Annotated in this window: 18 protein-coding genes, 1 tRNA gene and 2 pseudogenes; 12 read left to right on the top strand and 9 right to left on the bottom strand. The window is 38.0% G+C overall.

The window, feature by feature from the left end:
- Window positions 1–339: 339 nt before the first annotated feature.
- The 3 genes from VB694_RS06935 to VB694_RS06925 form a co-directional block, all read right to left on the bottom strand.
- Window positions 340–939 carry a superoxide dismutase gene (locus VB694_RS06935; protein WP_323359578.1) on the bottom strand — a complete coding sequence of 200 codons (600 nt, stop codon included), beginning with the start codon at window positions 937–939 and terminating at the stop codon, window positions 340–342.
- Window positions 940–1380: 441 nt separating this feature from the next.
- Entirely contained in the window at window positions 1381–3000 is a 1620-nt protein-coding gene (locus VB694_RS06930) for a bifunctional pantoate--beta-alanine ligase/(d)CMP kinase (RefSeq protein ID WP_323359577.1), read from the bottom strand.
- 151 nt (window positions 3001–3151) lie between these two features.
- Window positions 3152–4255 carry a septal ring lytic transglycosylase RlpA family protein gene (locus tag VB694_RS06925; protein ID WP_323359576.1) on the bottom strand — a complete coding sequence of 368 codons (1104 nt, stop codon included), beginning with the start codon at window positions 4253–4255 and terminating at the stop codon, window positions 3152–3154.
- 778 nt (window positions 4256–5033) lie between these two features.
- Between VB694_RS06925 and glsA the strand changes: the two are divergent.
- From glsA to VB694_RS06905, 4 genes and pseudogenes are all read left to right on the top strand, one after another.
- Window positions 5034–6003, top strand: a pseudogene (gene glsA / locus VB694_RS06920) (glutaminase A).
- A gap of 211 nt (window positions 6004–6214) precedes the next feature.
- A tRNA-Asp gene (locus VB694_RS06915) sits at window positions 6215–6288 on the top strand.
- Between the two features lie 144 nt (window positions 6289–6432).
- A complete protein-coding gene (gene gltX / locus VB694_RS06910; RefSeq protein WP_323359575.1) occupies window positions 6433–7866 on the top strand; it encodes a glutamate--tRNA ligase in 1434 nt (477 codons plus the stop codon).
- A gap of 206 nt (window positions 7867–8072) precedes the next feature.
- Window positions 8073–8567, top strand: coding sequence for a hypothetical protein (locus VB694_RS06905; protein WP_323359574.1), 495 nt, complete (start codon window positions 8073–8075; stop codon window positions 8565–8567).
- Between the two features lie 125 nt (window positions 8568–8692).
- On the opposite strand, the pseudogene VB694_RS06900 reads toward VB694_RS06905, so the two are convergent.
- The 4 genes and pseudogenes from VB694_RS06900 to VB694_RS06885 all read right to left on the bottom strand — a co-directional run.
- Window positions 8693–8869: pseudogene (locus VB694_RS06900) on the bottom strand (Txe/YoeB family addiction module toxin); the annotation flags it as partial.
- The gene (locus VB694_RS06895; RefSeq protein ID WP_323359572.1) at window positions 8866–9120 is read right to left on the bottom strand and encodes a type II toxin-antitoxin system prevent-host-death family antitoxin; all 255 of its coding nucleotides are present in this window, start codon (window positions 9118–9120) and stop codon (window positions 8866–8868) included. The pseudogene VB694_RS06900 and the gene VB694_RS06895, both read right to left, overlap by 4 nt.
- Before the next feature lie 66 nt (window positions 9121–9186).
- Complete coding sequence (locus VB694_RS06890; RefSeq protein WP_323359571.1) at window positions 9187–9366, bottom strand: type II toxin-antitoxin system HicA family toxin; 180 nt, start codon at window positions 9364–9366, stop codon at window positions 9187–9189.
- The gene (locus tag VB694_RS06885; protein WP_323359570.1) at window positions 9363–9581 is read right to left on the bottom strand and encodes a type II toxin-antitoxin system HicB family antitoxin; all 219 of its coding nucleotides are present in this window, start codon (window positions 9579–9581) and stop codon (window positions 9363–9365) included. Before VB694_RS06885 ends, VB694_RS06890 begins: the two co-directional genes overlap by 4 nt.
- Window positions 9582–10097: 516 nt before the next feature.
- Here VB694_RS06885 and ftsH2 point away from each other — a divergent pair.
- The 3 genes from ftsH2 to VB694_RS06870 all read left to right on the top strand — a co-directional run bounded on the left by ftsH2 (window position 10098) and on the right by VB694_RS06870 (window position 16015).
- Entirely contained in the window at window positions 10098–11984 is a 1887-nt protein-coding gene (gene ftsH2 / locus VB694_RS06880; protein WP_323359569.1) for an ATP-dependent zinc metalloprotease FtsH2, read from the top strand.
- A gap of 207 nt (window positions 11985–12191) precedes the next feature.
- A complete protein-coding gene (locus tag VB694_RS06875) occupies window positions 12192–12557 on the top strand; it encodes a hypothetical protein (RefSeq protein WP_323359568.1) in 366 nt (121 codons plus the stop codon).
- Window positions 12558–12775: 218 nt separating this feature from the next.
- Window positions 12776–16015, top strand: a complete 3240-nt coding sequence (locus tag VB694_RS06870) for a type ISP restriction/modification enzyme (protein WP_323359567.1) — start codon at window positions 12776–12778, stop codon at window positions 16013–16015.
- Between the two features lie 156 nt (window positions 16016–16171).
- Here the strand turns inward: VB694_RS06870 and VB694_RS06865 are convergent, their stop codons facing one another.
- Entirely contained in the window at window positions 16172–17479 is a 1308-nt protein-coding gene (locus VB694_RS06865) for an aminopeptidase P N-terminal domain-containing protein (RefSeq protein WP_323359566.1), read from the bottom strand.
- Window positions 17480–17889: 410 nt separating this feature from the next.
- Between VB694_RS06865 and VB694_RS06860 the strand changes: the two genes are divergently transcribed.
- From VB694_RS06860 to VB694_RS06850, 3 genes are all read left to right on the top strand, one after another.
- A complete protein-coding gene (locus VB694_RS06860) occupies window positions 17890–19128 on the top strand; it encodes a VCBS repeat-containing protein (RefSeq protein WP_323359565.1) in 1239 nt (412 codons plus the stop codon).
- 312 nt (window positions 19129–19440) lie between these two features.
- Window positions 19441–19986: a photosystem II reaction center PsbP gene (gene psbP / locus VB694_RS06855; protein WP_323359564.1), complete on the top strand. Its 546-nt coding sequence runs from the start codon at window positions 19441–19443 to the stop codon at window positions 19984–19986.
- A gap of 154 nt (window positions 19987–20140) precedes the next feature.
- Window positions 20141–20734, top strand: a complete 594-nt coding sequence (locus VB694_RS06850) for a nucleoside triphosphate pyrophosphatase (protein ID WP_323359563.1) — start codon at window positions 20141–20143, stop codon at window positions 20732–20734.
- A gap of 71 nt (window positions 20735–20805) precedes the next feature.
- Here VB694_RS06850 and VB694_RS06845 read toward each other — a convergent pair whose 3' ends face one another.
- Entirely contained in the window at window positions 20806–21051 is a 246-nt protein-coding gene (locus tag VB694_RS06845; protein WP_323359562.1) for a DUF4351 domain-containing protein, read from the bottom strand.
- Window positions 21052–21144: 93 nt separating this feature from the next.
- On the opposite strand from VB694_RS06845, the gene VB694_RS06840 reads away from it, so the two are divergent.
- On the top strand, window positions 21145–21882 hold the full coding sequence (locus VB694_RS06840) for a phycocyanobilin:ferredoxin oxidoreductase (protein WP_323359561.1): 738 nt from the start codon (window positions 21145–21147) through the stop codon (window positions 21880–21882).
- A 705-nt stretch (window positions 21883–22587) separates the two neighbouring features.
- Window positions 22588–24027 carry an HlyD family efflux transporter periplasmic adaptor subunit gene (locus VB694_RS06835; protein ID WP_323359560.1) on the top strand — a complete coding sequence of 480 codons (1440 nt, stop codon included), beginning with the start codon at window positions 22588–22590 and terminating at the stop codon, window positions 24025–24027.
- The last annotated feature ends 39 nt before the right edge of the window (window positions 24028–24066 follow it).

The raw sequence follows: 24066 nt of genomic DNA, 5'->3' as shown, positions 1-24066 counted from the left end.
GTTCGTTTCTCCTTGTCCCGGTGGCCTTTCTGGTTTTGCTGGTTGTCCTTGTCCTGCTTGCACCAATAGTTAGAGATCAGGAACACTAGTACAGCACGGCGGAAATAAACCAACCATTCCCAATCTCTGAAAAGCTTGCTCTGTATTTGTTTTGACTTTTGACTTTTGACTTTTGACTTTCGCGAAGCGGTACTAGATCAAGGTATCAACAGAATTAAACTCAATTTGGACAAGTTTGGGAATCAAGCCTTTAAGAATCAGAGATAGTAGGGTCAATCAAATTAAAAATCCCCAGCTTTTTTGGGCATGGGGATTGTTACTAAAAGCTTTACTGGTTAATTAAGCAGCAAGATTTGCAGCCGCAAATTCCCAGTTAACCAATTGATCCAAGAAATTCTTGATGAATGCTGGACGAGCATTTCTGTAGTCGATGTAGTAGGCGTGTTCCCAAACGTCTAAGGTAAGAAGTGCCTTTTTACCATGTGCTAGGGGGTTTTCTGCGTTTGGTGTCTTGATGACTTTGAGTGTACCACCATCATCAATTAACCAAGCCCAACCGCTACCAAACTGGGTTGCAGCCGCAGTAGAAAATTCTTCTTTGAATTTGTCAAAGCTACCAAAATCTTTGTCAATTCTAGCAGCTAGTTCGCCTGTGGGTGCGCCACCACCAGCGGGTTTCAAAGAGTTCCAAAAGAAGGTGTGGTTCCAAACTTGAGCAGCGTTGTTAAAAATGCCAGCTTTGGAGGAGTCTTTGAAGGCAATTTGGATTACTTCTTCGAGGGACTTATCAGCAAGTTCTGTACCATCGGTAAGCTTGTTGAGGTTATCTACATAAGCTTTGTGATGCTTACCATAGTGATACTCAAAGGTTTCACCTTTCATGCCATATTGCTCTAGAGCATTAAAGTCGTAGGGTAGGGGAAGCTGTGAAAATGCCATGTTTTAAAATCCTCTCTTTACTGTTTTCCAGTTCCCAGCTATTGCCGAAACTTAGAAAACTACAGGTTTTGTATTTATTCAGTTTTAGATCCTTGATTTTGGGACATAAAACTTAACATGGTTATTTTACTACCAAAGTGAAAGTTAAACCACAGAACTTTGGGAATAAGTCCTATTAACCTACCTTTGGGGGTTAAAGTCTCCTGCTTCTACAAGCAGCGGGTTTTGTGTCGGGGTAAAATCCCCGTTGCAAAACGTAATTCTAAATTCTAAATTCTAAATTCTGCATTCTTTTAATTTGTCTTCCCAATTTTAGCCATATTTTCAGTTGACAATTTCCCGGAATTTGGGGGAGGGTTTAGCAATGCTAAACCCCTACTTTATGCAATAAATTTGATTTCAGGTTGAGTTTTGGGAAATTGACTCCTAACTCCTGAATTCTTAGCGATGAGACAAACGATCTTGATAATAATTAACAATTTGCGTTGCTACTTCAGCCGGAGTAAGTCCATCCGTTTGCACTTCCACTGCATCTGCGGCTTTTCGCAAGGGGGAAATTTTGCGATTGCTATCTTTATAGTCGCGTTCGGCTATATCCCGCTCTAGTTGTTCTAAACTTACTTCCGGTTGACCTTGTTTAGTAAAGTCTTGCTGACGACGACGGGCGCGTTCACCTACAGAAGCGGTTAAGAAGATTTTCACTTCTGCATCAGGGAAAACATGAGTACCGATGTCTCGGCCTTCAGCTACCAAACCACCCCGTTGACCCCAGTGTTGCTGTTGTGTAACTAGGGCTTTGCGAACTGCACTTTGAGCAGCGATTGCAGATACTTGTGATGTTACCTCAATGGTGCGAATTTCTTGAGTGACATCTGTACCATTAATCCACACCTGCACGGGAAATTGCAGATTTTGACTGGGAGTAAGTTCAATTTTAGACTGGTTAGCTAATTCAGCGATCGCACATTCATCATCAATAGCAATACCTGTTTGCAGCACTAACCAAGTTATCGCCCGATACATAGCACCAGTATCTAAATACACTAAACCTAGCTGTGTTGCTACTTGACGAGCCACAGTAGACTTACCAGCACCAGCCGGACCATCAATGGCGATAATAGGTTGGCGTAGCCCGTTGTAGACATCGCGCAAGATAGTATTATCAATCAACCGTGTAGAACCAAGACGGGCGGCGATCGCCAGCATTCCTTCCTCCTCAACTTTGCGTAAAAACATCAATGTATTCGGTTCAACCAATTCGATATATTCCACATAGATAGTGCTGACTTTTGCTATTTCTGCCCACACCAATGCTATCAGCTGACTACTGTTGCGAACGCCAGCACGAAACGCCGCCTCAGCTTGCTGCAAGCCTTTATATAACACTGTTGCTTGCTCTTTTTCCGTTGCAGTTAAATATTGATTACGAGAACTCAAAGCCAAGCCTGACGCTTCCCGTACCGTTGGACAAGCAACAATCTCCACCGGCAAATTTAAATCAGCCACCAGACGTTTAATAATTGCCAGTTGCTGACCATCTTTTTGACCAAAGTAGGCTCGGTCAGGCTGTACCAAATTGAAAAGCTTGGTGACAATCGTCGCCACACCTTGAAAATGACCCGGCCGATATCTACCACACAAGCCTTTAATCATATCAGATGGAGGGATTACTTGTGTAACTTGAGATTCTTGTATATTCTTCTGCGGAATTCCCATTTCTTCCGGAGTCGGGGCAAAAATCGCGTCTACTCCAGCTTGTTCACAAAATTGTTGATCTGCGGCTAAAGTACGAGGATAACTTTGATAATCCTCATGGGGTCCAAATTGTAGGGGATTGACAAAAATACTGACAATCACCGTAGAATTTTCCTGCCTAGCATTTTCAATCAGGCTCAGATGACCTGGATGCAGCCCGCCCATAGTTGGCACCAAACCAATTTTTGTGGGATACCAAGTAGTCTGATCATCAAGCAATAGCTCCTCGGAAAGCTGGAAATTGCTTTTCCAGAGACGTTGATTTAAATAACAGCGTAAAGCTGCAACGGTTGTCAGCAGTCGCACAAAATACCCCTAGTTCTTCTCTATCCTCTCCCCCGTTAGTGTATATCTGATAGCGCAGCGTGGCGCAAGGCATAATCGGGTTAAGGGATGAGTGAACCAGGGGAATTAAACAATAGTGAAGAGCGAAAAGGAGTTTGTCTAAAGAAATATGTTATCTTCCCAGCACATCAATATGCACTGGACCAACTCCACTGTTCATAATTCCTAAAATCCGGGCTGCACCCAGAGAAAGGTCAATAATGCGACCACCGATGTAAGGACCACGGTCATTAATTCGCACAACCACAGAACGGCCATTCCGGGTGTTAGTGACACGAACTTTTGTACCCATAGGTAAACTGCGATGGGCTGCTGTCATTGCTTCGGGATTAAATCTTTCACCATTAGCGGTTTTCCTGCCAGCCCAATCATACCCATACCAAGAAGCTATGCCCTTGAAGTTAAGTTTGATCCCACCAATAGCCAGCTGTTGCGGTTGATTTGGCAGGGAAGTTGTGGCGAGTGCTGGTAAGTTAGCAATTTCCGTGATGGGGGATGCGTTACCTATGAGTCTCCGCAGACGATTGGTTGCTTGTAAGGCATCTTGTGCTAGGTTATTGGTGCTGTCTGCTAGTTGGGTGGCTGGATTGATTTCCACCAATTCTTTACCGTTGATTTTGATAGTGTAGCGATCTAGCTGCTGTGCAACGGAGGAACTTTTATCTTGAGCTTTGTTGTGATAATTGGCTGGAGATTTTTCCCCTGTTTTCCAGCTGACGGTAATTTGGCTGGCATCTGCATTGTCCCGAATTAGCTGATTGATTTTCGAGGCTAATAAGCTGGCTCGCTGAACTGGGTCATCGGCAATGATGGATTTGCTCACATCCATCACATTACCCACGCTGGCTACCTTGACTGAGTTACTAGCTGCAGAGGCAGAGGATTTAACACCATGACTATTGGCAATTGTCCCCTGTTTTGTTTCTGTACTAGCAACTGGGGCAGAACTCAGAAATGTAAGAACGGGAATATTTCGGATGTAAAGGGTTGCAGCCTGACGGCCTTCAATGCTATGAGGATGAATTTGCGTGTTCACAGCATCTAAGGTAGGTTTCTGTGCTGGGGATTGATACTCTCCTACTTTCATCACATCTGCTTTAGCTGATGCTTGGGAAGTTGAAGTGTTTCGCTCAATGGTTTGAGTACGACCCACTGAGGGTAAACCCAAAACAGACAGAAACAAGGCAGCAATTGTCCACAAATGTCTTTGATTCATGCGTCCGATTTTAAAGCGACTATGAGAACTTAAGTTTGATAATTTGTGGGGGTTTCACCTGCTAATAGTGATATACCGCACAATTTGAACTCGTTCCGTCTTCACTTTTTGTTTATAACTGCAACAGAGTAACATGAACTTTTGGGCTTGGGGATCAGGGTTTTAGCGTAAGTTTTGATTATGATCCCCTCTTATTTAGCGATTTTCTCCATCAAAACCTTTTGCAAATCAGGTTTGTGGCTATGTAACATTTTTTTTCGGAATGTGAATAATTTTTTATGAAACCTAAATATTAGACTGATATTAAATGATGCTGCAAATACACTGATGATTTGGCGGTCATTATCTAGAGTTAAGTAATATATTTAACATTTAATAAAGCCAACTATTTGTAAACAAATATAAATATAGAATTAAATTCTATGTATAAATACTTAAAATAGTTTTTTATTAATTTGATTAAAATACCCAAAAAAATCATAATTAATAGATGTTTTTAGGAAAAAATAAGATATTTAGTAGAATGTTTAAATTATATAAAATAAATGTTTTTTAATACAGAAGTTACTGATATATTTATAAATTACTTGCTTAAGTAATTTTACTATTGTTATTTTACCAATAAAACCAGTAAGCATTTGATGCCGCAAAAAAAAGCAATAATGAGAGAATCAAAAATGGTTGTCAGCTTGTAAATTTTAGTTTTTGATGTAGCTAAAATTACATTAATACTGCTGAACCGAACCAATCCATCAACTACAATAGTTATGAGAAAGTTATCAGCCTTATGGCAAACTCACAAGATTTAGAAATAGTGCCATCACCATTGTTAGAAGTTATCAAAGATTTGCATTCCCAGTACAAATCTCTACAAGAGGGTACAGTAGCAAACTACATTCCTGAACTAGCAAAGGTAAACCCTAACTTATTTAGTATTTGTATTGCCACTACCGATGGTCAGATTTATGAAATCGGTGATTATCAACAGCTATTTACCATCCAATCCATTTCCAAAGTGTTCGTTTATGGACAAGCCTTAGAAGATCATGGGCGAGATTATGTGTTAACGAGGGTAGGAGTAGAACCGACAGGGGAGGCATTTAACGCCATTATCCTTGATGAACAATCCAAACGCCCATATAATCCCATGGTCAATGCTGGGGCTATAGCTATTACCAGCTTAATTAAAGGTAATGGTGCAACGGAAAGACTTAATCGCTTATTAGAAATGTATCGACGATATATTGGTCGGGATGTGTTTGTAGATATTTCCGTATTTACTTCCGAACGCAGCACAGGACACCGTAACCGAGCTACTGCCCATCTGATGCTCAATTTTGGCATGATTGACCAAACATATTGAAGAATCACTAGATTTATACTTTCAACAATGTTCTGTGATGGTAAATTGTCGAGATTTAGCGGTAATGGCAGCCACTCTGGCGAATAAAGGCGTGAACCCAATTACCAAAGAACAAGCGGTAGACAGTCGTTACATCAAAGATATATTAAGTGTGATGTATACCTGTGGAATGTACAACTTTGCGGGGGAATGGGCTTATAAAGTGGGGCTTCCGGCTAAAAGTGGCGTTTGTGGGGGCATTATCGCTGTTGTTCCCGGTCAAATGGGAATAGGTGTGTTTTCACCACTGCTAGATGCACGGGCTAATAGTGTGCGGGGGGTGAAGGTGTGTGAGGAACTGTCGCAACGTTTGGGGTTGCATTTATTTGATTGTGCGGGAAAGTAAAATTCGGGTGTGAAAATTATCATCAAAGAAATAGCCTGAAAACTCTAGAGAAGATACCGTTTTTGGACTACGTTAAAAATTTTTGTATCTGAAGGTCGGGGAGGTCAAATTCCCTGTCCACCTCAAATATAGAAAAAATATCAACTTTTTTCTCCCAGCTAGTTGACAACTAAAAATAAATAGGCAATAATAATAAAGTTGAAAACAACAAGGGACTGTAGTTCAATTGGTTAGAGCACCGCCCTGTCACGGCGGAAGTTGCGGGTTCGAGCCCCGTCAGTCCCGTTCTAACAAATAGCAAAATATGAGTGATAGAAGAAATTTTCAGCCTCATCGTTTTTACAAGCTGGGAAAATCTCCTAAATCGGTAGTGTATAGTCACTCAGCACTTGTTATAGTGATCTTGCTTTGTGAGAGAGAGAATTAACTGTGTCTGTTAGAGTTCGTATTGCTCCTAGTCCTACTGGAAATTTACACATTGGTACAGCCAGAACTGCTGTATTCAATTATTTATTTGCCCGTCACCACGGCGGGACTTTTATTCTACGCATTGAAGATACCGATTTAGAGCGATCGCGCCCTGAATACACCGATAATATTCTGAGTGGACTACGCTGGTTAGGATTGAATTGGGATGAAGGTCCATTTTTCCAATCTCAACGTTTGCACCTCTACAGAGAAGCAGTACAGAAACTGTTAGAGCAAGGGTTAGCTTATCGTTGCTACACAACTTCTGAAGAATTAGACGCGCTACGGGAGTCACAAAAAGCTAGAAATGAAGCACCCCGCTATGATAACCGTCACCGTAATCTTACCCCAGAACAACAAGCAGCATTTGAAGCGGAAGGACGTTCTTCTGTAATTCGCTTTAAAATTGATGATGGAAGAGAAATTGTTTGGAATGACTTAGTACGGGGTAAAATGTCCTGGCGTGGTAGTGACTTAGGTGGTGATATGGTCATCGCTCGTGCTGCTGCTGATGGTATTGGACAACCACTGTATAACTTTGTGGTCGTGGTTGATGACATTGATATGCAAATTAGTCATGTCATTCGTGGTGAAGACCATATTGCCAATACAGCTAAACAAATTCTGTTGTATGAAGCTTTAGGGGCAAAAATTCCCGAATTTTCCCATACACCATTGATTTTAAATCAAGAAGGGCGCAAATTATCTAAACGAGATGGAGTAACTTCTATTTCTGACTTTCAGAAAATGGGTTTTACTGCGGAAGGTTTAGTTAATTATATGACCTTGTTGGGATGGTCTGCCCCAGATTCTACGCAGGAGATATTCACCTTAGATGACGCTGCTAAAGAATTTACCTTTGAACGGGTAAATAAAGCAGGTGCTAAATTTGACTGGGATAAACTGGATTGGATTAATAGCCAATATATCCATAATATGCCAGTTGATAAACTGACGGATTTAATTATTCCTTTTTGGGAAGAAGCAGGATATAAATTTACTGGTGGTAGAGAGCGTCCTTGGTTAGAACAGTTAGTGAGTTTAATTGCTGCTAGTTTAACTCGGTTGGTGGATGCTGTCGCTATGAGCAAAATGTTTTTTACTGAAGCGGTAGAGTTCAGTGAAGAAGGTAGTCAACAACTGCAACAAGAAGGGGTAAAACCTGTACTGCAAGCAATTTTGACAGCTTTGGAAAGTCAGTCACTAACAGCAGATACCGCTCAAAACATCATTAAACAAGTGGTGAAAGAGCAAGGTGTGAAAAAAGGTTTAGTCATGCGATCGCTCAGATCAGCTTTAACCGGAGATGTGCATGGTCCTGACTTGATCCAATCATGGCTATTACTGAATCAAATTGGTTTAGATAAATCTCGGTTAAATAAAGCAATAATTTAGGGAATAGGGAATAGGGAATAGGGAATAGGGAATAGGGAATAGGGAATAGGGAGCAGAGGAGAATAAATTTCTTCCCAGTCCCCAGTCCCCAGTCCCCAGTCCCCAGTCCCCAGTCCCCAGTCCCCAGTCCCCTACTTCTCAAACATTGGGAACTTAAAGTGTAAAATTCATGTCTTTAAGATTACTTAAAAGTAAATATAATTACAATGGCAAACAAATCATTCAATATAGCAATAAAATTATCTTTGATCATAGTTAACTTTGGCATCACAACAGCAATTCATGGTCTTGCTGATGCTCAAGAAACACCTGCTATTTTTGCGGATATTACCATTAATCGCAAATTTTCGCCCGATCCTTTAACTGTTAGGGGGATGAGTGGTGGTTCAATTCCTGCCAAAAAAGTGAACAGAGGCGCTGAAACCCCTACAGGTCCATGTAGTGGGTTTGTAGATAAAGAGGCAGATCATACCCTGACACTCACAAGTAAATTTGACTACCTAAAACTACAAGTGGAAAGTAAAGCCGACACCACTATGATGATTAAAGGACCTGGTGGTACTTGGTGCAATGATGATTTTAATGGGAAAAATCCCGGCATTGTGGGTGAATGGTTAGAGGGTGTTTACAAAATTTGGGTAGGTTCTTACGAACGAGGTAAATATTTTCCCTACTCTTTAAACATCACAGAAGTTAAGTAATATCATGTCTGGTAATTGGTAATTGGTCGTCAGGGGGAAGAATATGGTTTTATACTGGAAACGGGTAACTATTAGACTTTTGCCTGGGCAAAAATCTTTGTATATCAATACTCTTAGTGATTTTAGCGTCTTGACCAATATCCTGATAAGTTTGCTTTGAGAGGTTCTGGTTTACCAATACCTTCAAATGGATTTCTAATAATATCTTTAATCAATAAATTAACTCTTTTTAAGAGTCTTTTATCATTTTCTTGTAACCAAAGATAATCTGACCAAGAAGCTTCAGTAAAAGTAATCTTCATGGATCAATTAATTCTTTCACTGATTTTTTGCCTGATTTTGCCTGTTTAATAGATTCCATCAAATGTTCAGCATTAGCTGGATTTGATAATAAATATAATGTTTCTTGCCAAGAGTTAAATTCATCTAAAGACATTAAAACAGCGTGTTGTCCTTGATCATTACAAACAATTGTTGGTTCTACATCCAGAATAACTTGGTTGATGAGTTCATCTAATTTTTCTTTTGCTTGATTAGTGGTAATTGCTCTCATTTTTTAGCCTGTTAGATTTATATTAAAGATAGCATATATTAATAAGAATTTTTTGGTAAAGAAGCACTATTCTGCATTTAAGTTTTTAAGAATTTTCTGGGCTAAAAATTCTTTAATTTCTGTATGTCGTGGTACAGCTTCAATGACACCGGTTTGAGGATTAATCCACAAAGAATGAGAAGCACCTTCTCGTTTAAGGTAACAACCTGCTTGTCTTAACTTTTTTTCTAATTCTTTACGTTTCATGGAATTAAAATTGTCTCTTCGATCGCATCTGCTGTTAGTCCTCTGCGGATATCTGCCATACGATCTTCCATAATCAATTGAATAGCAAGTTTCAAGTTTTCTTTCGCTTCCTCAATGGTTTCACCTTGACCATTAGCACCAGAAATTTCTGGACAAATTGCCCAGTATCCTCCTTCCGTTGCTCTCTCAATGATGGCTGTTAACTCTGCTTTCATAGCAATTTCCACAAGAAGTCCACTATATTTTATTTTAAACGATGATTCTTTACCAGATCAGCGATGACACTATCACCCATCACGAAAAATATCTCTAAAAACTCTTACCTTCGCTTCTTCGTTACTTCGTGGTTTAATTTCCATACTTTTGCATTGTATTAAATTTTAAAGCATAATTAGCCTTTAGTGCTATTTTGAACACAGATAAACGCAGATAAAGAAAAATAAATGAATTTGGTGATCCTGTGCAGTCCAGCATAAAATTAGTCTTAGAGATAGCAAAATATAAATTAGTCCCAAACTCTTACTGTGTCTGATTTTGGGAAGATTTAACTTTTAATTTTTAATTTTTGATTGGTATTAGTATGAGAATTAGGTTAAATTTAATTAAGATTCTGGACAAACTTCATGAATCTGCCATAAGCAAACGACCGTTTTATGGCTCAAATTACAAAATGGATTTATAAACATCCGTTACAAAAGCAGTCATATTAGTATCTAGAGGCAAATTAAAAGATGAAATTCTCTTGGAGAGTCGTAGCACTCTGGTCAGTGCTGGCTTTAGTAATTGGCTTTTTCTTTTGGCAAGGCGCTTTTGCGGGCGCTCCTGCGGACACAAGTAAAAATGCAGCTAATACCCGCATGACCTATGGCCGCTTTCTGGAATACTTGGACGCTGATCGCGTTACCAATGTAGACCTGTATGATGGCGGTAGAACTGCAATTATTGAAGCGAATGACCAAGATATTGAAAACCGTGTTCAACGCTGGCGGGTAGATTTACCTTATAACGCTCCTGAGTTAATTAATAAACTCAAAGCACATAATGTCAGTTTTGATGCTCATCCCATCCGCAATGATGGCGCTATCTGGGGTTTGTTGGGAAATCTGATCTTCCCAGTATTGTTGATTACTGGTTTATTCTTCTTGTTCCGTCGTTCTAATAATCTTCCCGGTGGTCCTGGCCAAGCGATGAATTTCGGCAAATCTCGCGCTCGTTTCCAAATGGAAGCGAAAACCGGCGTAAAATTTGATGATGTGGCGGGAATTGAAGAAGCCAAGGAAGAATTACAGGAAGTTGTCACTTTCCTCAAACAGCCAGAAAAATTTACTGCTGTGGGTGCAAAAATTCCTAAAGGTGTATTGTTAATTGGACCTCCTGGTACTGGTAAAACTCTACTAGCAAAAGCGATCGCTGGTGAAGCAGGTGTTCCTTTCTTCTCTATCTCTGGTTCAGAATTTGTAGAAATGTTTGTGGGTGTGGGTGCTTCCCGTGTCCGCGATTTGTTCAAAAAAGCTAAAGATAACGCTCCTTGTATCATCTTTATTGATGAAATTGATGCTGTAGGTCGTCAACGGGGTGCAGGTATCGGTGGTGGTAATGATGAACGTGAGCAAACCTTAAACCAACTATTAACCGAAATGGATGGTTTTGAAGGTAATACAGGCATTATTATTATTGCTGCTACCAACCGTCCTGATGTTTTAGACTCAGCTTTATTACGTCCCGGTCGTTTTGATAGACAGGTGACTGTTGACGCACCTGATATTAAAGGCCGCTTGGAAGTTTTACAAGTTCACGCGCGGAACAAGAAATTAGATCCTAGTGTATCCTTAGATGCGATCGCTCGTCGTACTCCTGGTTTTACAGGTGCAGACCTAGCTAACCTCCTCAATGAAGCAGCTATCCTCACCGCTAGAAGACGCAAAGAAGGCATTACTCTGTTAGAAATTGATGATGCAGTAGACAGAGTAGTTGCGGGGATGGAAGGTACTCCTTTGGTTGACAGCAAGAGTAAGCGGTTAATTGCTTATCATGAAATCGGACACGCTTTGGTGGGTACTTTATTAAAAGACCATGACCCAGTACAAAAAGTAACTTTGATTCCTAGAGGACAAGCACAGGGTTTAACCTGGTTTATGCCTAATGAAGAACAGGGTTTAATTTCCCGTTCTCAACTCAAAGCCAGAATTACTGGTGCTTTGGGTGGTCGTGCTGCTGAAGAAGTCATCTTTGGTCGAGCAGAAGTTACCACTGGTGCGGGTGGAGACTTGCAACAGTTATCAGGAATGGCACGACAAATGGTAACACGGTTTGGGATGTCTGACTTGGGTCCTTTGTCACTGGAAAGCCAACAGGGTGAAGTATTCCTGGGTCGTGACTGGACAACCAGATCAGAGTATTCTGATTCTATTGCTGCTCGTATTGATGCTCAAGTAAGAGCGATCGCAGAAGAGTGTTACGATAATGCTAAGAATATTATCCGTGAACATCGCAGTGTTACAGACCGTTTGGTCGATTTGTTGATTGAAAAAGAAACCATTGACGGTGAAGAATTCCGGCAAATTGTCGCTGAGTACACTGTTGTACCAGATAAGTCACAGTTTGTACCTCAACTGTAAGGGTTTGTTTTAAAAGGGTTTTCAAGAATAGGAAATTAATGGGGATGGTGCAAACTGTCCCTATTTTTTATGGAGTAACGAACCGCAGAGACGCAGAGGACGCAGAGAATTTATATCCGTAGGTTGGGTTAAGCGACAGCGCAACTCAACAAAATAAATCAATGTTGATGGTTATAATTATAGAAAACTGGTAAAAAGGCAAGAAATATGATACAAATTATTCTGGATTCAGAACAAGAAAAGTTATTGCAGGAACAGTTAAAAACTGGTAAATATAGAACACCCAATGAAGTGATTACCCATGCTTTAAAAATTTTAGCCCAAAGGCAGCATCTCAATCAAGAAGGTCAAAGAATTACAATTCTTTCAGGAGAACCAGCACAAAAATTACTAGAGGAAAAAATTAAAATGATGGAGGAAATAAAGAAGAATTATCAACCAGATTCGCACAGACAAAAATTAGCTGAAGAATTTAGTCAATTATGTCAAGAAACCCAGGAATTGCACGCTGATAATCCTTTAAATGATGCAGAAATTGATGAAGAAATAGCAGCTTATCGGAGAGGAAAATGATCATTATTATAGATATTAATATTTTTGATTGGTAAATTATTTTCATCCTAGTAAGGATTCAGGTAAGGTGATAAGATCCCCGACTTCTTTTATTTATTGTGTCCACAAATTATAAATTGATGTCAGAAGTCGGGGATCTGGGTATGAAGGAGTGCTATAGCTGAATACTTACTTATGCTATCATCAAACAAAAATTATCTATCAATTTTTTGCTACTCATGACTGATTTTAATAACTACATCCAAGACATACAAACCAACATTAAACGCGGTGGAGAACGTAGTCATTACCCTAGTTTACAACGTCTCATTGAAGGTTTAATGATTGGAATTAATGCCAGAATTGAAGAAAAAGGTAATCAAGAAGGTATTCCTGATTTTACTATCAGAAAAAATGATCGAGTTTTAGGATATGTAGAAGCTAAGGATATTAATGTTGATTTAAAGAAAACCGAAAAAACAGAACAGATTAAACGTTATTTAGAATCAAATATTGGTTACAATTTTATTTTAACTAATTATCTAGAATTTCGTTGGTATGTCGATGGAGAATGTGAAAAAACTGCGAAATTAGCTGATTTAGAACAAGGTGAAATTACGCTGGTTGATGATTTACAACCAATCCAAGAATTACTGCAATTATTTCTGAATCAAAAAGCCAAAGATATTAATAACTATTATGATTTGGCTAAAGAAATGGCAGCTTATACCAAAACTATTAGAAATGCGATTTTCTCAACTTTAGATATAGAAACAAACACCGAACAATTAAATCAATTAAAAGAAACATTTAAACAAATATTGATTCTGGATATAGATAATCAAAGCTTTGCGGATATGTATGCTCAAACCATTGCTTATGGTTTATTTACTGCTAGAATTGGTCATGCACAAAACCCTGGACAATTTGAATTTAATCGCACAACCGCAAGTATTTATATTAGTGATAGAATCCCTTTTTTGAAAGGTTTATTTGATATAGTTATTGCTACTGATAGCGTCAGTAAAATTCATAAGTCAATTGAAAATTTAGTAGAATTACTAAATACAGTTGACATGACCAATATTTTAGAAACCTTTGGACGGGAAACCCGCACAGAAGACCCGGTTATTCACTTTTATGAAACATTTTTAGCTGCTTATCAATCTTCATTAAGGAAAAGTCGCGGAGTTTATTACACTCCTGAACCTGTAGTTAATTTTATTGTGCGTGCTGTTAATGATATTTTAGTGAATGAAGAAATCTTTGATTTACAACATGGTTTAGGAAATCGTAGAGTAACTATTCTTGACCCCGCAACAGGAACAGGAACTTTTTTATATGCAGTTATTAAACAAATTCGGGATAATGTCGCTAAATATGGAATTGATAAATGGAATAGTTTTTTAAGAGATGCAAAACTGGTAAATCGTCTTTTTGGGTTTGAGTTATTAATGACTCCTTATACTATCGCACATTTAAAATTAGGTTTATTATTAGGAGATTTGGGTTATAAATTTGCACCAGAGGAAAGATTAAAAGTTTATTTAACTAATGCGTTGGAAGCAGGAATAAAACAAGGTGATTTGATTCCTGGAATTACACAAATTATTGCTGAGGAATCAAGTCAAGCAGGAAAAGTGAAAACAGAAATTCCTGTAATGGTGGTATTAGGAAATCCTCCTTATTCTGTCAGTTCCCAAAATGCGAGTAAACGCAAACGAATCTTAAATCAAGAAGAACGATATTTAGCTGATGTTGAATATACTGGTTCAGCTTGGAATCGAATTTATAAAACCGGAAAAGCAGGTAAAACTATTACTGAGTTAACCCATATTGGGGAACTTTTAGAATTATATAAAGGTCGGGTGAGGTTAGAAAAGGAAAAAAATATTCAACCTTTAGATGATGATTATATTAAATTTATTCGCTTTGCTCAATATCAGATTCAAAAAACACCTAAAGGTTATGGTATTATTGGTTTTATTACTAATCATTCCTATCTCAATGGGTTAATTCATCGGGGAATGAGAGAGGAGTTATTAAAGTATTTTGATACATTATATATTATGGATTTGCATGGTAATTCTTTATTAAAAGAAACTACACCAGATGGAAATGTTGATCAAAATGTTTTTGATATTCAACAAGGTGTATCTATCTTAATCGCTGTGCGGGAAAAAAGCGAACCTGATTATTTTTCTACTGCTTATAAATCCAGAGATGGCATTAAAGAAATGGCAAAAGTATTATATTATGATCTGTGGGGAAGTCGTGATGAAAAATATAAGTTTTTGGAATCTGCAAGTTTAAATAATATTGACTGGATAGAGTTACAACCAACTGCACCAAATTACTTTTTTGCACCGAAAAACTTTGACTATGAAAATGAGTATATAAAAGAGTTTAGTATTACTGATATATTTATGTTGCAAGCTGCTGGTATAAAAACTAGAAGAGATAATCTTTGTGTAGATTTTGACAAAAATACAGTTTATAAACGCTTTCAAGATATTGCAAAAAATGATAATATTGAGCAGCTTAAAAAAACTTATGATATTCAAGATACTCAATATTGGAATTTATTAGAAGCTCAAGCAAAAATTAGACAATCAGAAGTTAAATCTTTTATAAAATCTTATTTTTATAGACCTTTTGATTATAGATGGATATATTATAATCCACTAATTATTGAAAGAGGTGATGGTCGTTGGAACTTAATGAAGCATTTAACAAAAATAAATTTATGCTTGATTCTGTGTCGTCAACAAAAAGAGATAGGATTTCGACATTGTTTTGTGACTAATGATATAGGAGATGGTAATAGTATTTCAATTAATTCCAGGGAATATAACTATTACTTTCCTCTCTATACCTATCCAGATACAGAAAATCAACAAACCAATCTTTTTATAGAAAAAACTCCTAATTTATCACCGAAATTCTTAGAAACTATAAAAACCAAACTTGGTAAAATACCAACACCAGAACAAATATTTTACTATGCTTATGCTATTTTTCATAGTCCTACCTATCGCACTAGATACGCTGAATTTCTAAAGATTGATTTTCCCCGTCTTCCCTTAACCAGTAATCAAAAACTATTTAATTCCTTAACTATAAAAGGAGAAGAATTAGTCAATTTACATTTAATGAAATCTGAGAAACTTGATAATTTAATTACCACATATCAGCAAATAGGAGAAAATCAAGTTAGCGAAGTTACCTATAATTCAGAATTGCAAAGAGTTTGTATAAATAAACAGAATTATTTTACAGATATTCCTCAACACATCTGGGAATTTAAAATAGGTGGATATCAAGTATTAGATAAATGGTTAAAAGATAGAAAAAACGCTAATCGTGTATTATCTGAAAATGAAATTATTCATTATCAAAAAATTGTGGTTGCTTTAACAGAAACATTGCGGTTAATGCAGGAAATTGATAGTTTAATTCCTGGTTTCCCGATAGAGTAAAGATTTCACCATATATCAAAATTGTAGGTTGGGTTGACATAAGGGAATTTATTCCCTGGCTATATATCTGTCTATATATCTATAAACCAGATCCCCGACTTCTTTGTCATCTTGTCAATAAATTTGAAAATTGTTATCAGAAGTCGGGGATCTAGATCATCTTTCTACATCCTTAATTTCCTTCGCAACTCCCGCAGTTAAAACCTCATTTCCATCTGCGGTAACTAAAACATCATCTTCAATTCTAATCCCAATACCCACCCAACGCGGATCAATTTCTGGTTGATCTTCTGCTGGTTGGGTATCAGGTACAATATAAAGTCCCGGTTCTATTGTCAAAACTTGTCCTGGTTGTAAAAGTTGCGGGTTTTCTCCATGTTGATAAACACCAACATCATGAACATCCAAACCTAACCAATGACTGGTGCGGTGCATATAAAATGGTTTATATTTTTCCTCTTCTATTAATTTGTCAATTTCCCCTTTCAATAAACCCAATTCTACTAAACCTTCTGTTAAAATCCGCACTGCTTTTTTATGGGGTGCATCAAAAGCATTACCAGGTTTAACTTCTTGTATTGCTTGTTTTTGTGCTTCTAATACTATTTCATATAACGCTTTTTGTTCCCCTGTAAATTTCCCACCTACGGGAAATGTTCTGGTAATATCTGAATTGTAATAACCGTAAGCACAACCAGCATCAATTAATAGCAAGTCATTTTCTTGCATCTGACAATTATTTTCTATATAATGCAGAACGCAAGCATTTCTTCCCGCAGCAACAATGGAAGGATAAGCTGGACCCATTCCACCCCGCAGACGGAAAAGATGTTCTATTTCTGCTTGAATTTCATATTCATAACGTCCCGGTGCGGTAATATTTAAAGCGTGGTTGTGTGCTTCTACTGCAATATCCGCCGCTTGACGCATTAAGTCGATTTCGGTTTTACTTTTATGTAATCTTAAGCTATGTAAAATAGTGCTGGTATCTTCTATCGCTGTTGGTCCTGTTCCCCGTTTGGGATAGGTACGCAGTAAACTTTGATAATGTTTGAGAATTCTATCATTAAAATTGCGATCGCGTCCGATATGATAATAAATGCGATCGCTCTTTTCCAAATATTGCGGTAACTTCTCATCTAACTCTGCGATGGGGTAAGCTGCATCTGCACCATAAATTTCCTTCGCTGCATCTATTCCACAACGATAACCACTCCAAACTTCCTTTTCTCTATCTTTGGGTTGCACAAACAAAATAAACCGATGTTCTTGGTGATGGGGTGCTAACACCGCTACCGCTTGGGCTTCGTTAAATCCTGTTAAGTAATAAAAATCACTATCTTGACGATAAACATACTCGACATCGTTGTGCATCACCGCTGAAGGTGCGCTACGAAAAATCCCTGTCCCACTGCCAATTTTCGCCATTAACTGCTCACGACGCTGCCGATATTCTGATTGCATAGCTGATTTAACCTTGAAAATTATAGTATTGTTTTTAACTTAAGTAACTTGGACTAGTAGTTACTAACCTCAGTTATTCTAGCTAATTTATCATGCTTATATCTTTTCTCTTAGCACTCCTGTTTAAGGGGGTGTGGGGAATCTAATATGTTTGATAACTGACAACCCAGTGAATTTGTCATAAAAGCAGGATTTTATTCTTAAATAATGACATTGATAAACAAAATATGAACTATTTTTTGTTTATTTATAAAATACTTTAAATAGATCAGAAATATCTTGAAAAACATGATCTAAATATCTCTAAATACTGACATTCCACAAAATAAATTTGCTAAATGTTTGTTATTTACAGAATCTTGATTTTAGATAAACTAAAACTTTATATTAATTACTCATAAAAACACACCATGACTAATCAATCAGGATTATATCAACAAGAACTGAAATCAGCAGGATTAATATCTCTCGAAAAATCAAATACTTTGATGGATAACCCTCTTGATATATCACTTCCTAACAGTTCTGCACCTGGAACATCACCAAATCCACTATTTCCAGATATTCCACTACAATTACCACCAGTAGGTAGCGTTAACCCTAATCCTAACCCTTACTTAACTAGCGCCGCCCTTGTTCCCGATTTCAATGGTGATGGCAAAACAGATAAAATGTGGGTGAATGTACAAACAGGTGAAATTTTAGTTCGCCTGATGGATGGTACAAGAGTTATAGAACAGGCTTCTTTAGGTCAATATGACTTAACAACCTGGAGTTATGAAACTGCTGATTTCAACAGCGATAATAAGACTGATTTCTTATTACGCAACCAACAAACAGGCGAGAATTTGGTTGTGTTAATGGATGGGACAAGAGTTGCTAATTTTGTAGCTTTAGATAGAGTAGATGCAGGTTGGACTGCGAATATTGCTGATTTTAATGGCGATCGCAAAACCGATATTTTCTGGCACAATAATCAAACAGGCCAAAATGCAATTTGGGAAATGGACGGTACAACCGTAACCAATGCAACTTTAATAGAAAGTAAAGATCTATCCTGGAATGCAACCATTGTTGATTTTGATGGTAATGGTAAAAGTGATATTTTCTGGCGTAACAATCAAACCGGCGAAAATAGCGTTTGGTTCATGGATGGTAGTAACGCCACTGAATATGATTTACAATCACAAGATGCTTCTTGGGGCTTTACCTTGGCAGACTTTAACGGTGATCTCAGAACAGATGTTTTATGGCGTAATAATGCCACTGGTGAAAACAAAATTTGGACCATGAATGGCGTTTTTGTTACTGAAGATGCCTTCTTCTCAGTACCCTTAGATTGGACTGCAAGCATTGGTGATTTTAACGGTGATGGTAAGACAGATATTTTCTGGCAAAATGCTGCAACTGGCCAAACTAGTGCTTGGTTAATGGATGGTTCAAAGGTTAGTTCTGAAGCCTTCTTACCTAGCAATAGCCCTGGTTTGACAGCATCTCTTGGTGATTTCAATGGCGATGGTAAAACAGATATTTATTGGAGAGATCAACAAACAGGTGTAGATAAAATCTGGACTATGAATGGAACTTTGGCAACTGAGACTCTTGTTGCTGATGCAGATAAGCTGACTCCAGAATGGTATACAGCTTAAATTAGTAATTGGTAATTGGTAATCGGTAATTGGTGATTGGTGATTGGGAAAAATCACTGATGATCTATTTACCAATTGAACCAAATCCAACACAATATTTTTTGAACTTATTTTCAGCGATCGCTCTTGTGATTTAATAGAGGGCGATCGCTTTTTATTTGTAATTTCTATCTTTCCATAAACTTGCTAAAGTTACAGAATTAAATATTGAAATTGCTAATCAGTAGGCAAAAGCGTAACCTTGTATGGGAAAATGGGGACGTGCAGTAAATATTGCCTTGTATTGCCGCCAGCCTAAAGGAATTTTGATCAATGTGGAAACGAATTGCGTTAATTTTATTATTAGTGTTCAGTATCAGCCTGAGTAACCCTAGTGTAGCTGCTGCGGCTGGACTCAAAAGCTTTGTAGATAGTGCTGACGGTTATCAGTTTTTATATCCCAATGGTTGGTTACAAGTGAAAGTTGCCGACGGTCCTGATGTGGTGTTTCATGATTTAATTGAAGTATCAGAAAACGTCTCTGTGGTGATTAGTCCCGTTCCTAATGGAAAAACTTTAACAGAACTGGGAACACCTACAGAAGTTGGCTATAAATTAGGTAAAGCGGCTCTCGCTCCTGTAGACTCAGGACGTTCAGCTGAATTAACCAACGTGGCTCAGAAAGAAGTTGACGGTAAAACATACTATCTTCTAGAGTATGAGGTAAAACTCCCTAATCAGCAAAAACGACACAATATATCTAGTGTGGCAGTGAGTCGTGGTAAGCTTTTTACCTTTAATGCTTCAGTCCCAGAAAAGCGGTGGAAAAAACTGCAACGTACTATTGATGAACTGGTAAATTCTTTTACTGTGTATTAATTTAGGTGATTGGGGACTGGGGACTGGGAGCAGAGGAGCAGGGGAGCAGGGGAGCAGGGGAGCGGAGGAGCGGAGGAGCGGAGGATAAATATGACTTTTTTTTGCCTATTGCCTATTGCCTTTTCTCAATTACCAATTACTTTTATTATTGATTATGACAATCCCTCAATTTATACTTGCTTCTGCTTCTCCTGCGCGTCGTCGCTTGCTACAAACTGTGGGAATAGAACCTATAGTTAGAGCGAGTGATTTTGATGAGTCGCAAATTCAAATCAGTGAACCAGGACAATTAGTACAAACTTTGGCTCAGTGTAAAGCAGAAACTGTCGCACCTCAGTTTTCATCGGCTTTAGTGATGGGTTGTGATTCAGTTTTGGCTATTGATGGTGAGATATATGGTAAACCCGAAAATGCAGAAGTGGCGATCGCTCGTTGGAATTTAATGCAGGGTAATTTTGGTGACTTGTATACTGGTCATGTTTTAATTGATAACACACAAAATAGAACCATTGTCAATTGTCAAATAACTAGAGTTTATTTTGGCAAAATGAGCGATCGGGCAATTAAAGCTTATGTAGCTACAGGTGAACCCCTTCAATGTGCCGGCGCTTTTGCTTTAGAAGGATTTGGAAGTTTATTTGTCGAAAAAATTGAGGGTTGTCACAGTAACGTAATTGGCTTAAGTTTACCTTTATTGCGGCAGATGTTAGCAGAATTAAGTTATGAAGTAACAGATTTTTGGCAATAGTTGAGTAATTATTCTTCCTAATTTACACATTCTGATCACTGTAGGGGTTTAGCAATGCTAAACCCTTAATCTTAATCACAATTTTCACTCAACCAAGTCCTTAAATCAGCCTCAGTTTTCAAATCTAATAAAGCTTCTCCCAAATCTTCCAACTGTGTAAAAGATAAATCTACAATTTGATTTTGAATTTCCGTACTTACTTTTCCTAAATGACGCTGAAGTTGACGCACAATTAACTTCACTTCATAACGTCTTCCCTGTTCTAAACCTTCTCGAATGATTTTTTGATACACCACAGATTCTTGCATAGTTAACATAGAGTGTAATTGTAAGTTTATAATTCTTAATACAAAGAAATAACCTGACTAATTGTAAACTAGATTATAAATTACAACGTTTAAATAAAAAATATGTCCTCACCGTCTAATCCTTCCCTCCGTCAACAACAACATCCCTTGATTTGTCAACTAGCTGATACAATCGAAGAAGTTTGGCATCAACATCTAGATTTATCACCCTATCATTTACCAGCAGAATTGGGATATGTAGAAGGTAGACTAGAAGGCGAGAAACTGATTATAGAAAATCGCTGTTATCAAAGTCCACAGTTCCGTAAAATGCACTTGGAACTAGCGAGAGTGGGAAATATGTTAGATATTTTGCATTGTGTGATGTTTCCCCGTCCAGAATATGATATACCCATGTTTGGTTGCGATTTAGTTGGGGGTAGAGGTCAAATTAGTGCAGCTATCGCTGACCTTTCTCCTGTCAACTTAGAAAGAAGTCTACCAGATGCTTACAATTCCCGATTGAGTAATTTAACAAAGATTAACTTTTCCCAAGTCCGTGAATTACCAGAATGGGGAAATATCTTTTCTGATTTTTGTTTGTTCATTCGTCCTGCATCTGTGGAAGAAGAATCAATGTTTCTCCAGCGTGTCAAAGAATTTTTAGAGATTCATTGTAATCAAGCAACTTCTTCTAGTCCCGTAGCATCAGAAAAAGTAGAGAAAATTATCGCCGGACAAAAAAATTATTGTACCAAGCAGCAACAAAATGATAAAACCCGTCGAGTTCTGGAAAAAGCTTTTGGTACAGATTGGGCAGAAAATTATATGACCACTGTATTATTTGATTTACCAGAATAATGATCTGCTTATTTATTCGTTTATTCTCATTTCCTCACATTTCCTACCTCTTCATCTCTCCATCTGTAAGTTACGTTACGTTTTCCTGTAACTGATAAATGTAGAATTCATTTAACCAAAGTTTCATGGAGTCTTAAAACAGTCACTCTTAAAAGTAGCAAAACACATTTTTTTAGTAGATAATCAAAGATATTTGTTCTCTTGTGATACCAAATTTGGATGATAGCTTGTATGGCGTAGCCATAGATGCGCCAAACCATTTTAGGACTAAAGTTAAAGAAAGATCAACTTAGACCACAGGCTAACACAAAAGACACAAGCAAAGAGAAAAATAGCAGATCAAAAAATTCGGTGCAGCCTCACCAAGAAATTGTATTAGATGTCAACAATTTAATTCTGCTCAGAGGATGTTTGAAAAGCCGCGACTTCCAGTCGCTTTTCAAACTAATAACTGATATTGGCAATAGATAGATAGCCTACTGCCTAGCATATCTCTGCATTATTATATCTACCAAATTTATACCGAGTCAATACTGTTGAGACATCAGCAATGAGAAAGTTCATCAATTTTGATGAATGTTGATAGCTGATGACTGAATACTTACGTTTGAATTTCCTTAACTTATTTGCAATATTTGACTTTTTTCAACCGAGGCTAATTTGCTTTTTTACTTCCATCAGCAAAAATCAGATAGGTAATATACCATGTCAAGGGTGAGTGAGAAGCCAAAGTTAACAGCACAGGCACTAGAAAAATCTAAAGTTTGGTTAAAAGTTGCTATAGCCTTACCAGTGGCGATCGCAGCTGGTTTCCTAGCTACAGCCAAAATTGAACAACTCAAAAAACTAACTTCCTCTGTATCCATAGTACCAAGCCCCAAAAGTATTAGTGCAGTGGGAAGATTAGAACCGAGAGGAGAAGTGATTAGAATTGCTGCTCCCAACTCAGGACTATCAGCAGGTTCACGAGTGCAGCAACTGTTGGTAAAAGAAGGACAACGAGTGCAGCAAGGTCAAGTCATAGCGATTTTAGATAGCCGCGATAGCAACATGGCCGCAGTTGAAGAAGCAAAAGCCAGACTGCAAGAATCTCGTGCTAGTTTAGCCCAAGTCACAGCTGCTTCCCCCAGGGATATCCAAGCTCAAACAGCCGTCATTTCTCGTTTACAAGCACAATTGAACGGAGAAAGGGAAGCTCAACAAGCGACTATTGCCCGCATTGCGGCCGAGTTAAGTGGGGAAAAAATCGCCCAAACAGCCACAATTAAACGCCTAGAAGCCGAACTTAGTGGGCAAAAAGACAGTTTAAGAGCTACCATTGACCGAATACGAGCCGAACAGCGTGATGCTCAAGTTGATGCTGGACGCTATGAGTTTTTATACGGCGAAGGTGCTATTTCTCAGCAAGAAAGAGATAAAAGGCGTTTGCGTGCGGCTACTGCTAATCAACAAGTGCGCGAAACTCAAGCGAATTTGAGACAAGCACTAGGAACATTGCAACAACAAATTGCCGAAGCTAGAGCTACTCAAATCAAAACTATTGCTACATTACAGCAGCAACTGATTGAAGCCACCGCTACCCGCGATAAAACTGTATCCATATTGCAAAGGCAGATAGATGAAGAAAGAGCTAGATTGAGCAGGTTGATTGATGTTCGTCCTACTGATGTACGAATAGCACAAGCTCAGATTTCTAATGCGATCGCTTTTGTCAGAAAAACCCAAGCAGAACTGCAATTAAGTTATGTCAAAGCACCAACCCCAGGTGAAATTTTAAAAGTTCACACCAAATCTGGGGAAGTCATGAGTGCAAATGGTATTGCTGAAATTGGACAAACAGATCAAATGTTTGTGATTGCCGAAATTCCTGAAGATAGTATTGGTAAAGTTCGTCTTGGTCAAAGTGCGACTATCACCAGTGATAATGGTGCATTTAATGGACAATTCAAAGGAAATATTACGGAAATTGGCAGAAAAATAGGTAAGAAAGATGTGCTGAATACAGATCCAGCCGCAGATATTGATGCCAGAGTTGTAGAAGTGAAAATTGCTCTTTCTCCACAAGATAGTCAGCGAGTTTCTGGTTTAACTAATGCCAAAGTTCTGGTAGAAATTAACATGGATGAAATGAGTCAGAAAAAGTAACTTCATGGTAACAATCCCTGAGATTTATTCATTTAATAA

This window comes from Anabaena sp. UHCC 0451, assembly GCF_034931405.1.
In the GTDB taxonomy this organism is placed as follows: domain Bacteria; phylum Cyanobacteriota; class Cyanobacteriia; order Cyanobacteriales; family Nostocaceae; genus RDYJ01.
Note: the sequence above shows the minus strand (reverse complement) of the source record. Positions and strands in the feature narration are given on the sequence as shown.